This window comes from Caulobacter sp. GSs2 (genome assembly GCF_058680895.1).
Map to the genome: position 1 here is coordinate 240,347 of NZ_CM178725.1, position 12,540 is coordinate 252,886.

The 12,540-nt window shown below is 64.5% G+C and carries 10 protein-coding genes and 2 tRNA genes; 2 read left to right on the forward strand and 10 right to left on the reverse strand.

Features of this window, described 5'->3' with window-relative positions; translation table 11 throughout:
• Nucleotides 1-2: 2 nt before the first annotated feature.
• The gene (locus ACW17Z_RS01180) at nt 3-893 is read right to left on the reverse strand and encodes an SPFH domain-containing protein (RefSeq protein ID WP_492057278.1); all 891 of its coding nucleotides are present in this window, start codon (nt 891-893) and stop codon (nt 3-5) included.
• Nucleotides 894-994: 101 nt separating this feature from the next.
• Here ACW17Z_RS01180 and ACW17Z_RS01185 point away from each other — a divergent pair, with 101 nt between their 5' ends.
• A complete protein-coding gene (locus ACW17Z_RS01185) occupies nt 995-2,272 on the forward strand; it encodes a glycosyltransferase (protein WP_492057279.1) in 1,278 nt (425 codons plus the stop codon).
• Here ACW17Z_RS01185 and ACW17Z_RS01190 read toward each other — a convergent pair.
• The 4 genes from ACW17Z_RS01190 to clpX form a co-directional block, all read right to left on the reverse strand.
• Nucleotides 2,260-2,334: transfer RNA gene (locus ACW17Z_RS01190), tRNA-Val, on the reverse strand. The genes ACW17Z_RS01185 and ACW17Z_RS01190 overlap by 13 nt on opposite strands.
• Nucleotides 2,335-2,440: 106 nt before the next feature.
• Nucleotides 2,441-2,719, reverse strand: a complete 279-nt coding sequence (locus tag ACW17Z_RS01195; protein WP_425996098.1) for an HU family DNA-binding protein — start codon at nt 2,717-2,719, stop codon at nt 2,441-2,443.
• A gap of 149 nt (nt 2,720-2,868) precedes the next feature.
• Nucleotides 2,869-5,268, reverse strand: a complete 2,400-nt coding sequence (gene lon / locus ACW17Z_RS01200; RefSeq protein ID WP_492057280.1) for an endopeptidase La — start codon at nt 5,266-5,268, stop codon at nt 2,869-2,871.
• Nucleotides 5,269-5,659: 391 nt separating this feature from the next.
• Nucleotides 5,660-6,922: an ATP-dependent Clp protease ATP-binding subunit ClpX gene (clpX, locus tag ACW17Z_RS01205; protein WP_492057281.1), complete on the reverse strand. Its 1,263-nt coding sequence runs from the start codon at nt 6,920-6,922 to the stop codon at nt 5,660-5,662.
• 344 nt (nt 6,923-7,266) lie between these two features.
• Here clpX and ACW17Z_RS01210 point away from each other — a divergent pair, with 344 nt between their 5' ends.
• The gene (locus tag ACW17Z_RS01210) at nt 7,267-7,938 is read left to right on the forward strand and encodes an HAD-IB family hydrolase (RefSeq protein WP_419316888.1); all 672 of its coding nucleotides are present in this window, start codon (nt 7,267-7,269) and stop codon (nt 7,936-7,938) included.
• Nucleotides 7,939-8,008: 70 nt separating this feature from the next.
• Here ACW17Z_RS01210 and ACW17Z_RS01215 read toward each other — a convergent pair whose 3' ends face one another.
• From ACW17Z_RS01215 to ACW17Z_RS01235, 5 genes are all read right to left on the reverse strand, one after another.
• A complete protein-coding gene (locus ACW17Z_RS01215) occupies nt 8,009-8,635 on the reverse strand; it encodes an ATP-dependent Clp protease proteolytic subunit (RefSeq protein WP_419255848.1) in 627 nt (208 codons plus the stop codon).
• A gap of 172 nt (nt 8,636-8,807) precedes the next feature.
• Nucleotides 8,808-10,166, reverse strand: coding sequence for a trigger factor (tig, locus tag ACW17Z_RS01220; protein WP_492058572.1), 1,359 nt, complete (start codon nt 10,164-10,166; stop codon nt 8,808-8,810).
• A gap of 192 nt (nt 10,167-10,358) precedes the next feature.
• Nucleotides 10,359-10,443, reverse strand: a tRNA-Leu gene (locus ACW17Z_RS01225).
• 22 nt (nt 10,444-10,465) lie between these two features.
• Nucleotides 10,466-11,956: an NAD(P)H-hydrate dehydratase gene (locus ACW17Z_RS01230; RefSeq protein ID WP_492057282.1), complete on the reverse strand. Its 1,491-nt coding sequence runs from the start codon at nt 11,954-11,956 to the stop codon at nt 10,466-10,468.
• A 10-nt stretch (nt 11,957-11,966) separates the two neighbouring features.
• Nucleotides 11,967-12,536, reverse strand: a complete 570-nt coding sequence (locus ACW17Z_RS01235; protein ID WP_492057283.1) for a histidine phosphatase family protein — start codon at nt 12,534-12,536, stop codon at nt 11,967-11,969.
• Between the last annotated feature and the right edge of the window lie 4 nt (nt 12,537-12,540).

The window sequence follows — 12,540 nt, forward strand, 5'->3', positions numbered from 1 at the left end:
CCCTAGCCGTACAGCGTGCCGGTATTGACCACGGGCTGAGCCTCGCGGTCGGCGCACAACACCACCAGGAGATTGGACACCATCGCGGCCTTGCGCTCGTCATCCAATTTGACGACCCCGCGCTCGCTGAGTTGATTGAGCGCCGTCTCGACCATGCCCACAGCGCCGGCCACGATGGTGCGCCGGGCGGCCAGCACGGCCTCGGCCTGCTGACGCTTCAGCATGGAACCAGCAATCTCCGGGGCATAGGCCAGGTGCATGAGATGCGCCTCATCGATGGCGACGCCGGCGACGGCGATGCGGGCCTGCAGATCAGCCTGAAGCTTGGCGCCCACCTCCTCGGCGTCGGCGCGCAGGGTGGGCTCGCCCTCCTCCGCGTGATCATAGGCGTAGTGCGAGGCCACCTCACGCAGCCCGGTTTCGATCTGGATGTTCACAAAGGCCACATAGTCATCGACGTCGAACAGCGCCTGGGCCGAATCCGCCACGCGCCAGACGATGTTGGCCGCGATCTCGATCGGATTGCCACGCTTGTCGTTGACCTTCAGCTTCTCGCTGGTGACGTTGCGCACCCGCAGGCTGATCTTCTTGCGTCCGTACCAGGGCAAGACCCAGCGAAGCCCTGTCGTGCGGTCGGTTCCGACATAGGCGCCGAATACCGTCAGCACATAGGCCTCGTTCGGCTGCATCGAATAGAAGCCGCTACTGACCAACGCGGCCAGGATGACCAGCAAGGCGCCGAGCGCGTTGTAGCCGGCGCCATAGGCATCGGCGTTGATAAAGGCCCAGATCCCGGCGCCAATCAGCAGCGGAAGCGCCAGAAGCGGCAGGCCTCCGCTGACCCCGCCGCGAATACGTTCGACCGACCGGTTGATGGTGTGGACTTCCGACATCGTCACGCTCCCGTCTGGATATGAAAGTGATATCACTTTGATCGCTCTTGGCAAGGTGAAGCGGGACCGCGTAAGCCCAAGGCTGACCGAGCGGGGATCGAATGGCGCGTTATCTCTTCACCACCTGGGAAGGCGGCGGACATGTGCAGCCCCTGCTGCTGGCTGCGCGCGACCTGCAGGATCGCGGTCACGACGTGCTGGTCCTCAGCGATGTCTGCAACGACACGGACGCTGCCGCCCTGGGCGTGGCGTTCCAGCCCTGGACGACAGCGCCGAGCCAGACCGGAAAGCGTCGCGAGGACGATCGTCTGAAGGACCATGAAGCCGACAATCCCCTTGAGGTGATCCAGCGGCTGATCGACCGGATCATGGCAGGGCCGGCCCTGGCCTATGCGCAGGATACGCTCGCCGCCATCGACGCCTTCAAGCCTGACGCCATCGTCAGTCAGGAACTTCTGCTGGGCGCCATGGCCGCAGCGGACGCCCGCAATCTGCCCCTGGCCCTGTTCGCCGCCAATATCTGGTCGCTCCCCACCCTGTCCGGTGTCCCGCCCTTCGGCGCGGGCATGCCACCGGCGACCTCAGACGAAGAGCGCGCCATGCACGCGATGGTCACCCAGATGAGCCGGGGTCTGTTCCAGATCGGTTTGCCGGCCCTGAACACCGCGCGCGCCGCACTGGGCCTGCCGGCGCTGGACGATCTGTTCGATCAACTCGATACGGCCGGCCTGATCCTGATCGCCAGCAGCCGGGCGTTTGATTTCGCCCCGGATCCCGTGCCTGCCCCGTTCGCCTATGCGGGCCCCTATCTGGCCGATCCTGCCTGGGTGACGCCCGCGACCCTGCCTGCGGGTGACGCTCCGCTGGTGCTGGTCTCGTTTTCCAGTCTGTATCAGGCGCAGGAAGCCGTGCTGACCAACGTCATCGCCGCGCTGGGCCGCTTGCCGGTGCGCGGCTTGGTGACGACAGGGCCGACCCTTGAGCCGAGCCAATTCCCCGCGCCCGACAATGTGATCGTGGTGCGCAGCGCGCCGCATCAGGCCTTGCTGGAGGAAACGGCGGTGTTCGTGACCCATGCCGGCCATGGCTCTACGCTACGCCCGCTGATGGCGGGGGTTCCGCTCCTGTGCATGCCGATGGGCCGTGATCAGCACGACAACACCGCCAGGGTGGTCGCCCGCGACGCCGGTCTGCGCCTGTCGCCAGACGCAAGCGTCGAAGCGATCATGGCCGCAATCACCCAGTTGCTTGAAGATGTCCGCTATGGCCGGGCCGCTGCGGCCTTGGGAACCGCGATCCAGGCTGATCGTGACAACCGGTCCGCCGCGCCCCTGTTGGAGCAGATGCTGGCGCCGGCGACGAATTCTGGTGGGCGGTGAGGGGATCGAACCCCCGACCCTCTCCGTGTAAAGGAGACGCTCTACCGCTGAGCTAACCGCCCCAAAAGTCGAGCCGGCCTTCTAGACGCCGGCGCGGCCCATGCAAAGCGAATAAGAAAAGGGCGGCGCGCCGAGAAGCGCTCCGCCCTCTTGTCTCTCAAAAAGAGATCAGCCGTTCAGCGTGGTCTTCAGGCCTTCGCCGACCTGGAAACGCGCGGTCTTCGAGGCCGGGCGGTTGACGGTCTCGCCGGTGCGAGGATTGCGCGCGGTACCCGCCGCACGCGCTACGGCCTTGAACGTGCCGAAGCCCACGAGACGCACGTCGTTTCCCGACTTCAGCGAGTCGGTGACGGATTCGATGAAGGCTTCCAGAGCGTCCTTGGCCTGATTTTTATTGATGCCCGCCTTCTCGGCGATCGCCGTGACGAGTTCGGCTTTTGTGGTCATGTTTTTCTCCCAGCCAATAAAGCGGCGGCGCTTCGCAAAAGCCGACGCCACTTCGCTCGGCCAGGATTATGGCGGCGGAAAATGCCCCGTCAAATGAAGGCGGCGCGGGAACCTCCCGCGCCGCCATACTTATCAACGATAAGTTACAGTCAGTGGGTTAAAATCGCGTCTCCGTCGCCCTCATCGCCCTTCGCAGTTGCAGCAATGGGCTCATCGGCCTCATTCCACTCCACGGGCGTCAGCGGGCCGGTCAGCGCATGCTTGAGCACCTCATCGACGGTGGAGACCGGAATGATCTCCAGGCCGTCCTTCACCGACTGAGGCACATCGACCAGATCCTTCTCGTTCTCCTGAGGGATCAGAACGGTCTTCACGCCTGACCGCAGGGCCGCCAGGAGCTTTTCCTTCAGCCCCCCGATGGCGGTCACACGCCCGCGCAGGGTGATCTCGCCGGTCATGGCGATCTCCTTGCGGATCGGGATACCGGTCAGCACCGAAACCATGGCCACAGCCATGGCGGCGCCGGCCGAGGGACCATCCTTGGGCGTGGCGCCATCCGGCACGTGGATGTGCACATCGGTCTTTTCAAAGACCGGCGGCTTGACGCCAAAGTGCAGGGCCCGCGAGCGGACATAGGACTGGGCGGCCGAGATCGACTCCTTCATCACGTCCTTGAGGTTGCCGGTGACCGTCATGCGGCCCTTGCCCGGCATCTTCACGGCTTCGATGGTCAGGATGTCGCCGCCGAACTCTGTCCAGGCCAGACCCGTGACGATCCCGACCTGGTCGACTTCGTCGGTCTCGCCATAGCGGTACTTCTTGACGCCCGCATACTTGGCCAGCCGCTCGTCGTCGATGGTGATCGAGGTGACCTTCTCGCGTCCCAGATCGCGGACGGTCTTGCGCGCCAGGGCGCCCAGTTCCCGCTCCAGCGACCGCACGCCGGCTTCCCGGGTGTAGTAGCGGATCAGATCGCGGATCGCCTTTTCGGGCACCACGAACTCAGAGTCCTTCAGGCCATGATCCTTGGTCAGCTTGGGCAGGATGTGGCGCTTGGCGATCTCCAGCTTCTCATCTTCGGTGTAGCCGGCGATGCGAATGATCTCCATGCGGTCCAGCAGCGGCTGGGGCATGTTGAGACTGTTGGCCGTCGTGACGAACATCACCTGGCTCAGGTCATAGTCGACCTCCAGATAGTGGTCGCCGAACGCCGCGTTCTGCGCGGGATCGAGCACTTCGAGCAGGGCCGAGGCGGGATCGCCGCGGTAGTCGCTGCCCATCTTGTCGATCTCGTCGAGCAGGAAGAAGGCGTTGGTGGTCTTGGCCTTCTTCATCGACTGGATGACCTTGCCGGGCATCGAGCCGATATAGGTGCGGCGGTGACCGCGGATCTCGGCTTCGTCACGCACCCCGCCAAGGCTCATGCGCACGAACTCGCGACCCGTCGCCTTGGCCAGCGACTTGCCCAGCGAGGTCTTGCCGACGCCGGGAGGGCCGACGAGGCAAAGGATCGGCCCCTTCAGCGAGTTGGTGCGCGCCTGGACGGCCAGATACTCAAGGATGCGCTCCTTGACCTTCTCCAGACCGTAGTGATCCTCGTCGAGGATGCTCTCGGCCTCGACCAGGTCGATCTTCTTGGTCTTGGCCTTGCCCCACGGGATCGACAGCATCCAGTCGAGATAGTTGCGCACCACCGTGCTCTCGGCCGACATCGGGCTCATGTTGCGCAGCTTCTTCAGCTCGCCTTCGGCCTTGGTGCGGGCCTCCTTGGAGAGCTTGGTCTTCTTGATGCGCTTTTCGAGATCGATGAGTTCGTCGCGCTGATCGTCGGGATCGCCCAGCTCCCGCTGGATCGCCTTCATCTGCTCGTTGAGATAATATTCGCGCTGGGTCTTCTCCATCTGGCGCTTCACGCGCGAGCGGATCTTTTTCTCGACCTGCAGGACGCTGATCTCGCCTTCCATCAGGGCGAAGACCTTTTCCAGGCGCTTCACGATGTCGAAGATTTCCAGCAGGTGCTGCTTGTCGCCGATCTTCACCGACAGGTGGGCGGCGATGCTGTCGGCCAGTTTGCCCGGCTCGGCGATCTGCGGGATCGAGGCCAGGGCTTCCGGCGGCACCTTCTTGTTGAGTTTGACGTAGTTCTCGAACTGCTCGACCACGGCGCGCGACAGCGCTTCGGCCTCGGGACCGACGCCCTCGTCCTCGCTCACTTCACCGATCTGGGCCTCATAGAAGGACTCCTGATCGGTAAACTTGACCACGGCGGCGCGGCCCTTGCCCTCGACCAGCACCTTTACGGTGCCGTCGGGCAGCTTGAGCAATTGAAGAACGGTGGCCAGAACGCCGACATCATAGATGTCGCCCGGCGACGGATCGTCGTCAGCCGAGTTCTTCTGGGTCACCAGCAGGATCTGCTTGTCACCGCGCATCACCTCTTCGAGGGCGCGCACGGATTTGTCGCGGCCCACGAAGAGCGGCACGACCATATGCGGGAAAACCACGATGTCCCGCAGCGGCAAGACTGGAAGCGTACGAAGTTCAGACATAATGCTCTTACTCCCGGCCGTCGCGGCGTCCGCGCTCGGCCATGCGGGCCGCCGTTACATCAGACGATGCGCCTGAGTCGATCGGCCCGTCCGTCCGGGACTGGACGGAATGGTCCTTATTTATGTGGACGTTTCGCCACTGCGTTCAAGCCGAGTCGCCTGATAGCGGCGACTGGTCGCGCATAAGTGGCCAAGCTGAAGGGGATATGCCCTCAAAACCCCCTGTCACGCAATTTCGTTTCAAACTAGCGGTCATAGCTAGACGCCTGCGACCCCCGGCGCCTGTGGCCTGGCCGCATCAGACGACAGAGATCCAGCCTGCAGGGCCCCAACGGCATGAAAAAGGCGCGCCCCGAGGAGCGCGCCTTGATCTTGGGAATGGCTATTCGCGTCAGGCCGACGCGGCGCCACCCTTCTTTTCGGCATAGATCAGCAGCGGCTGAGCCCGGCCTTCGACGACCTCGGCGTTGACCACCACTTCCTCGACGCCCTCGTAGTTGGGCAGTTCGAACATGGTCTCCAGAAGGATGCCTTCCATGATCGACCGCAGACCGCGCGCACCGGTCTTGCGGGCGATAGCCTTGGTCGCAATCCCGCTGAGGGCGTCCTCGGTGAAGGTCAGGCCGATGTTCTCCATCTCGAACAGGCGCTGGTACTGCTTGACGAAGGCGTTCTTCGGCTCGGTCAGGATCTTGACCAGGGCGACCTCGTCGAGATCCTCCAGGGTCGCGATCACCGGCAGACGACCGATGAATTCCGGGATCAGGCCGAAGCGTTGCAGGTCATCCGGCTCGACGTTGCGCAGGATTTCGCCCGTGCGACGTTCTTCCGGATCAGCAACCTTGGCGCCGAAGCCGATCGACTTGCCCTGGCCGCGCGCCGAGATGATGCGCTCCAGACCCGCAAACGCCCCGCCGCAGATGAACAGGATGTTGGTGGTGTCGACCTGCAGGAACTCCTGCTGGGGATGCTTGCGCCCGCCCTGCGGCGGCACGGAGGCGACCGTGCCTTCCATGATCTTCAGCAGGGCCTGCTGCACGCCTTCACCCGACACGTCGCGGGTGATCGACGGATTGTCGGACTTGCGGCTGATCTTGTCGATTTCGTCGATATAGACGATGCCCCGCTGCGCCCGTTCGACATTGTAGTCGGCGGCCTGAAGCAGCTTGAGCACGATGTTTTCGACGTCCTCACCCACATAACCGGCTTCGGTCAGGGTGGTGGCGTCCGCCATCGTGAACGGCACGTCGATGATTCGGGCCAGGGTCTGGGCCAGAAGCGTCTTGCCCGTACCGGTTGGACCGACCAGCAGGATGTTGGATTTGGCCAGTTCCACGTCGTTGTTCTTCGACGCGTGGTTGAGGCGCTTGTAGTGATTGTGCACCGCGACAGCGAGCACCTTCTTGGCGTGAGCTTGGCCGATCACGTAATCGTCCAGGACCTCACAGATTTCGCGTGGCGTCGGGACGCCATCCTTCGACTTCACGAAAGCAATCTTGTGCTCTTCGCGAATGATGTCCATGCAGAGCTCGACGCATTCATCACAAATGAACACCGTCGGTCCCGCGATGAGCTTGCGCACCTCATGCTGACTCTTTCCGCAGAAAGAACAGTACAGGGTGCTCTTGGTATCGCCGCTCGCGGCTTTCGTCATGGTCGCTTCTCACGCTATGGCGGCGGCGGCTACGGCCGTGACGCCCGCTCCTGGCTCACATGCCGTCACCGAAGGGACAGCTTACATGCCGGGAGTTGTCTAATCCTTGACATTCCCCGATCCGGCCGCAGTTCACAAGCCTTGGCGCTTTTTTCGAGCGCCTGACCAGAGAATGCATCGTGTCGTGGAATGATCTTCCGGTCTAAAATGGGGGCCAAGGCCAACGGCGCAACCGCTCCAGGACCTTGACCCTTCCATAGATGTGGAAGGCTTAGAGCCGGTGCGGGAATCGTGATCGAACAGCCGCTTGTTTAACAGGGCGCGCCCGATGCGCGCGGAGAAGAATGGCGAAGCGCTCATTAATGGCCAAGGGCCTGACGGCCTCGATGCCGATGACAGGCGACATGACCGATGCGCCGGCGCTGGTGGCTTTTGACTTTGACGGCACTCTGACGGTCCGCGACAGCTTCAATGCCTTCCTGAAATGGCGCGCGGGCCCCGCGCGCTGGACGGCGGGCGTGTTGCGGCTCTCCCCTGCCCTTGTGCGCTACGTTTTCAATCGCAATCGCGGCAAGCTGAAGGCCGCCGCAGTGCGTGAATTCCTGAAAGGCGCGACTCAGGCCGAGATCGAAGCCGATGCGCGGGCGTTTGCCGAACTGCACGCCCCTTCCCTTTTTCGCCCGGACGCCCTGGCCGTGTGGCGCCGCTGGCGCGCCAAGGGCGCCCGCATGGTCATCGTCACCGCATCGCCCGACATCACTGTTGCGCCGTTCGCGCGCGGTCTGGGCGCCGACCTGCTGATCGGCACGCGTCTCGCCTTTGACCACGACCTTCGCGCCCTTGGCGTCCTGGCAGGTCCAAACTGTCGCGCCAAGGAAAAGGTTGTCCGCCTGAAAGAAGCCTTCGGCGAGGACGTTCGTCTGACGGCAGCCTATGGCGACACGTCGGGCGATATCGAAATGCTGGCCATCGCCGATGAGCGTGGCTACCGCGTCTTCCGGGGCAAGCCGCTTTAAGCCGGCATGAAAAAGCCGCCGACCTTGCGGACGGCGGCTTGATCAGAATCCGGAGTGGCGAGGCCTAGGCCTAGGCCTTGGCGTCGGTCTCGTCGCGCGTTTCATTGATGTGATCGATCAGGCCCCAGGCCTTGGATTCCTCAGCGCTCATGAAGTGGTCGCGATCGAGGGTGCGCTCGACCTCTTCATAGGTCCGGCCGCAGTGCTTGACGTAGATTTCGTTCAGGCGACGCTTGGTCTTGATGATGTCCTCGGCGTGGCGCTCGATATCCGAGGCCTGACCGCGGAAACCGCCCGACGGCTGGTGAACCATGATGCGCGAGTTCGGCAGCGAGATGCGCTGGCCTGCGGCGCCGGCGCACAGCAGGAGGCTGCCCATCGAGGCCGCCATGCCCATGCACACGGTCGAAACCGGGCTCTTGATGTATTGCATGGTGTCATAGATCGCGAGACCCGCCGTCACCACGCCGCCCGGCGAGTTGATGTACATGGCGATTTCCTTCTTGGGGTTCTCGGACTCCAGGAAGAGAAGCTGCGCGCAGATCAGGCTGGCCATGCCGTCTTCGACGGGGCCGGTCAGGAAGATGATCCGCTCCTTGAGCAGGCGCGAGAAGATATCGAACGCGCGCTCGCCGCGGCTGGTCTGTTCGACCACCATCGGCACGAGGTTCATCGCCGTTGCAACCGGATCGTACATAGGGTTCGCCCTTTTTCGCGTTTTGGGGCCGCACGAATCACACCTCGCGCGGCGTCGCCAACGCATATCGCGTGGCGATTAACAGGTTGCAAGGCGCGGGCGCAAAGCTTGAGCCAAAGAAAAAGGCGCGGCCCTTGCGAGCCGCGCCCTGTCTCGTCGGATGACGGAGGCCTTAGCCGCCGTAGCCTTCCGGCAGATCGTCTTCTTCCAGGAGCTCTTCCTTGGAAACTTCCTTTTCCTCGATCTTGGCCTTGCCGAAGATCAGGTCGACGACCTTGTCCTCATAGATCGGGGCGCGCAGAGCGGCCTGCAGGTCGGCGCGCTGGCGATACATGTCGAACACCTGCTGGGCTTGCGCGCCATACTGGCGGGCTTCGCGCATGATGGCGTCGGTCAGTTCCTGGTCGGTGACGACCACGTCGTTCTTGCGACCGATTTCGGCCAGCACCAGACCCAGGCGCACGCGGCGCTCGGCGATCTTGCGGTACTCGTCCTTCAGTTGGTCTTCGGTCTTGTCGGCGTCTTCCGGCGGCAGGCCGCCCTGGGTCTTGTCGGCCTGGACCTGCTGCCAGATGCCGGCGAACTCGGCGTCGACCATGCGCGGCGGCAGGTCGAACTCGTGCTTGGTGTCCAGCACGTCCAGCAGGGCGCGCTTCAGCTTGAAGCGCGAGGAGTTGTCGTAGCGGCCCGACAGGTTCGACTTCAGCAGCTCTTTCAGAGCGGCCAGGTCAGACAGGCCAAGGCGCTTGGCCAGTTCGTCATCGGCTTCTGCGTCGACCGGAGCGCGGACTTCGGTCACCTTGGTGGCGAATTCAGCGGCCTTACCGGCCAGATCCTTGGCCTGATAATCTTCCGGGAACGTGACCTTCACGACCAGTTCGTCGCCCGGCTTGGCGCCGACCAGTTGTTCTTCAAAGCCGGGAATGAACTGACCCGAACCCAGGACCAGTTCAGCGCCTTCGGCCTTGCCGCCGGCGAACTCGACGCCGTCAACCGTGCCGACGAAGTCGATCAGCAGTTGGTCGCCGTCCTTGGACTTCAGGCTCTTGCCCTTGCGGGGCTCGTAGGTGCGGGCCTGCTTGGCCAGTTCGCCCAGGGCCTCGTCGACCTCGGCGTCCGCGACCTTGTAGACCGGCTTGACCAGTTCGATGCTGGCGGGATCGATCGGCTCGAAGTCCGGCATGATCTCGATGGCCACGTCGAACGACAGGTCTTCGCCACCGGCGACAACCTTTTCCATGTCCGAAGACGGCTTCAGCTCGGGCTGACCGGCGGGACGCAGCTTGTTGTCGTCCAGGACCTTCTGGGTGGTCTCGTTGAGCGCCTGCTCGACGACTTCACCCATCAGGGCCTTGCCGTACAGACGGCGCACGTGAGCGGCGGGAACCTTGCCAGGGCGGAAGCCCTTGACGTTCATCTGCGGCGCGACTTCGGCGATCCGCGCTTCGAGACGCGTGGCCAGCTCGGCGGCCGGCACGGTCACTCCATAAACGCGGCTGAGGCCTTCGCCCGACTTTTCAACGATCTGCATCGACATTGTCATATTCTCGGACCTGCGACGCGCGCGTCGGGGGTCCGCCCTGGGGTCAAAAACATCGACGCCGCCCGCGAGGCCGGGGCGGCGAAAGAGCGCCCTTATGTCACGACGTGCGCGACCATCCAAGAGCGCCAGCGGCAAAAGTCACGGCCATCCCTCATAGACGGGAAAGCGGTCAGTCAATCTTGGTGCGGATGAGAGGACTCGAACCTCCACGCCTCTCGGCGCCAGAACCTAAATCTGGTGCGTCTACCAGTTTCGCCACATCCGCGTGGGGGCAGGCCTTACGGATTTCACCGTGGGGATGCAAGTCCGCCGCGCGCCTGGACAGGGCGACGCGTCAAGAGTTGAGCCAGCACGGCGGGAGCCAGATCCGGCAGGTCTTCGGAGATGAGCCCCGGCCCCCGCGCTTTTCCGCATTCCGCGTGGATCCAGGCTCCGGCGCAGGCCGCTTCGAAACTGTCCATGCCCTGGGCGATCAGTCCGCCGATGAAACCCGCCAGAACATCGCCCGAACCCGCCGTCGCCAGCCAGGGCGACCCATTGAGCGAAATCGCCGCGCGGCCGTCCGGTGCGGCCACCACGGTATCGGGCCCTTTTAAGAGCACGACAGCGCCGGCCCGGCGCGCCGCCTCCCGCGCCGCCGCCACGCGCTCGACCGATTCGCCCAGAAGCCCCGGAAAGATCCGCTCGAACTCACCCGGGTGGGGTGTGAGTACGTCATCGCGATCCAGGGCCGAGAACAGCGCACCCGGGTCATGGCGGAAGCTGGTCAAGGCGTCGGCGTCGACCACCAGGGCCGCGCCCGTCCTCGCTAGAGCGAAAAGATTTCGCATGATCGCATCGCCGACGCCGCCGGCCGGACCGATCACGACGGCGTCGGCGCTTTCTCCGGCCGTCTGCAGGTCGGCCTCGCCTTCGAAAGGCGCCAGCATGATCGCTTCGAGATGAGCGGCGTTCACCGCCAGCGCGCTGGGCGGCGACAACAGGCTGACGACGCCCGCGCCGATCCTCAGGCCGCCTCGCGCCGCCAGACGCGCCGCGCCCGTGTTCCAAGCGTCACCGCTGACCACCTTCAAACGACCCCGCCGATGCTTGTGCGCGTCCAGGGCTGGCCACGGAAACCGGGCCTCCCACAGGTCGGGCGAATTCTCGTGCAGGGCGCAAGCGTGGTCTGGAGCAGCGAGCCCGATGTCGGCGACGATCACCTCTCCGCAAGCCGCGCGCCCGTCCATCAGGCAGTGGGCCGGTTTGCGTCGATGAAAGGTCACGGTGAGATCGGCCCGAAACGCCGCCTCGCCCAGGGCGCGGCCTGTATCGCCCGACACGCCGCTGGGCACATCGATCGCGATGATGGGCTTGTTCAGCAGGTTGCTGGCGCGCGCCAGCCTGGCGACATCGCCCTCGAGCGGCCGCGACAGGCCCGCGCCAAACAGCGCGTCTATATAGATGTCGGCCTGGCCAGGCTCCGGCGACAGAGGACCGGTTTCGCCTTTCCAGCGTGACGCCGCGCGTCTGGCCGCCTCGGTGACCGGCGGCGCAGAGGCTTCTACGCGAACAGACCAGCCTTTGCTGCGCAGATGCCGCGCGGCGACATAGCCATCGCCGCCGTTGTCGCCCGGGCCGCACCAGATCACGACGGGCCGATGCGAGAACCGCGCCCTGACCGCCTCGGCGACCGCGATTCCGGCGCGCTCCATCAAGGTGCTGATCGGCACGCCAAGTGCGACGGCGGCGCGATCCGCCGCGGTCATCTCGGCGACGGTCATGATCTCGCGCGGCACGACGACTCCTTCAGAGCACCTGACTTTGAGCTTCGCGTCCTTTCTCGTTGAGGATCAAGCGTCCATCGCGGATGTCGAACGTCGTGATCGAACAGTGATCCGGTCGGAACGCCGCCACCCTCGCCTCGCCGATCGCCACGCCGACGGCGGCGTTCAGCGCCACGAAGTGGCTGAACACTGCTGTGTTCGGATACTCGGCCACGGCGGCCGCCACGCCTCTGGCCCAGGCCTCATAGTCCAGATCGCCGACAATCTGCCCCCATTCGCCGCCGAACGCCGCCTGGAGCCAGGCCGGGCGGTCCGCAGCGGGCATTGCCGCAGGCGTAGGGATCTCCCCCACGCGGGGATCGATCACGAGCTCGACACCCAGGGCGCTCGCCATCGGTGCGGCGGTTTCGCGGCACCGACGCAGGGGTGACGAGACGACACGTAGCGGTCGTTGCCCTTCCGGCAGGGCCATCAGGGCTTCCATCGCCTCGACGGCTTGCCGATGCCCGACCTCGTCGAGGCCTGGATCATCCTCCGCCCCGCCCCAGGTCGAGGCCGGCCGCCCGTGGCGGATGACATGGACGCGGGTCATGGGT

Coding starts and splice junctions, on each gene's coding strand:
- ACW17Z_RS01180 (WP_492057278.1), bottom strand. CDS start 893: ATGTCGGAAGTCCACACCATCAACCGGTCGGTCGAACGTATTCGCGGC.
- ACW17Z_RS01185 (WP_492057279.1), top strand. CDS start 995: ATGGCGCGTTATCTCTTCACCACCTGGGAAGGCGGCGGACATGTGCAG.
- ACW17Z_RS01195 (WP_425996098.1), bottom strand. CDS start 2,719: ATGACCACAAAAGCCGAACTCGTCACGGCGATCGCCGAGAAGGCGGGC.
- lon (WP_492057280.1), bottom strand. CDS start 5,268: ATGTCTGAACTTCGTACGCTTCCAGTCTTGCCGCTGCGGGACATCGTG.
- clpX (WP_492057281.1), bottom strand. CDS start 6,922: ATGACGAAAGCCGCGAGCGGCGATACCAAGAGCACCCTGTACTGTTCT.
- ACW17Z_RS01210 (WP_419316888.1), top strand. CDS start 7,267: ATGGCGAAGCGCTCATTAATGGCCAAGGGCCTGACGGCCTCGATGCCG.
- ACW17Z_RS01215 (WP_419255848.1), bottom strand. CDS start 8,635: ATGTACGATCCGGTTGCAACGGCGATGAACCTCGTGCCGATGGTGGTC.
- tig (WP_492058572.1), bottom strand. CDS start 10,166: ATGCAGATCGTTGAAAAGTCGGGCGAAGGCCTCAGCCGCGTTTATGGA.
- ACW17Z_RS01235 (WP_492057283.1), bottom strand. CDS start 12,536: ATGACCCGCGTCCATGTCATCCGCCACGGGCGGCCGGCCTCGACCTGG.